Origin of the sequence: Mesorhizobium sp. M4A.F.Ca.ET.050.02.1.1, assembly GCF_003997725.1 — a bacterium.
In the GTDB taxonomy this organism is placed as follows: Bacteria; Pseudomonadota; Alphaproteobacteria; order Rhizobiales; family Rhizobiaceae; genus Mesorhizobium.
The window spans coordinates 1-1,406 of sequence record NZ_RZSG01001138.1 but is presented as its reverse complement, the minus strand read 5'-3'; the positions used below and the strand labels follow the sequence as shown (position 1 = coordinate 1,406).

Annotated in this window: 1 protein-coding gene and 1 pseudogene; both read left to right on the top strand. The window is 65.2% G+C overall.

Features of this window, described 5'->3' with window-relative positions:
• Window positions 1–353, top strand: a pseudogene (locus EOA33_RS35745) (methyltetrahydrofolate cobalamin methyltransferase); the annotation flags it as partial.
• The coding region (locus tag EOA33_RS35740) for a 2Fe-2S iron-sulfur cluster-binding protein (protein WP_127407727.1) at window positions 304–1,406 on the top strand (1,103 nt) is incomplete at its 3' end. The pseudogene EOA33_RS35745 and the gene EOA33_RS35740, both read left to right, overlap by 50 nt.

Below are 1,406 nucleotides of genomic sequence, written 5' to 3'. Positions count from 1 at the left end.
TGCGCGAGGAGCTCAAGGTCAACACCACGTGCGGCCTCTCCAACATCTCCTTCGGCCTGCCGCACCGCCACGGCATCAACGCCGCCTTCATCCCGATGGTGATCGGCGCCGGCATGACCTCGGCGATCATGAACCCGGTGCGCCCGCAGGAAATGGAAGCGGTGCGCGGCGCCAATGTGCTGAACGGCACCGACGAGAACTGCACCAACTGGATCCGCACCTACAAGGACTACAAGCCGGCCGAAGGCGGCCATGCGGTTGCCGCTCCGGTGGCGGTCAACGCTCCCGGCGAAGGCGCCGGCAATGGCGGCCGTCGCCGCGGCGGCCGCGAAGCCCGGATGGCCAGGGGATAAGCGCGCAATCGTGAACTCGCCTGCCAACATCACCGATCCGCTCGTGCTGTTCATGCCGTCCGGCAAGCGCGGGCGGTTTCCGGTCGGCACGCCGGTGCTCGACGCGGCGCGTCAACTCGGCGTCTATGTCGAAAGCGTCTGTGGCGGACGCGCCACTTGCGGGCGCTGCCAGATCGAGGTGCAGGAAGGCAATTTCGCCAAGCACAAGATCGTCTCTTCCAACGACCACATTTCGCCCAAGGGCGCCAAGGAGGAGCGCTACGAGCGCGTGCGCGGCCTTCCCGAGCGGCGGCGCCTCTCCTGCTCGGCGCAGATCCTCGGCGACCTCGTCATCGACGTGCCGCAGGACACGGTCATCAACGCCCAAACCATCCGCAAGGATGCCGACACCAGGGTGATCGCCCGCGATACGGCAGTGCGCATGTGCTATGTCGAGATCGAAGAGCCCGACATGCACAAGCCGCTCGGCGATCTCGACCGCCTGAAGATCGCGCTGATGAAGGACTGGGGCTTCAAGAGCCTCGAGTTCGACTTCTACCTGATGCCGCAGGTGCAGGGCATCCTGCGCAAGGGCAACTGGACCGCCACCGCCGCCATCTACAAGGATGCCGACAGTGATATCGCGCGCGTCATCGCGCTGTGGCCAGGCCTCAAGAACGAGGCTTACGGACTCGCCTGCGATATCGGCTCGACCACCATCGCCATGCATCTGGTGTCGCTGCTGTCCGGCCGTGTCGCGGCCTCTTCCGGCACATCGAACCCGCAGATCCGCTTCGGCGAGGATCTGATGAGCCGTGTCTCCTATGTGATGATGAATCCGGACGGCCGCGAAGGCATGACGGTCGCGGTGCGCGAGGCGATTTCCAGCCTGGTCGACAAGGTTTGCGCCGAAGGCAATGTGCAGCGCAACGACATCCTGGACTCCGTCTTCGTCGGCAATCCGATCATGCACCATCAGTTCCTCGGCATCGATCCGACCGAGCTCGGCGGCGCGCCCTTCGCGCTCGCGGTCTCGGGCGCGGTGCGCATCAAGACCTCCGATATTGGCCTGAA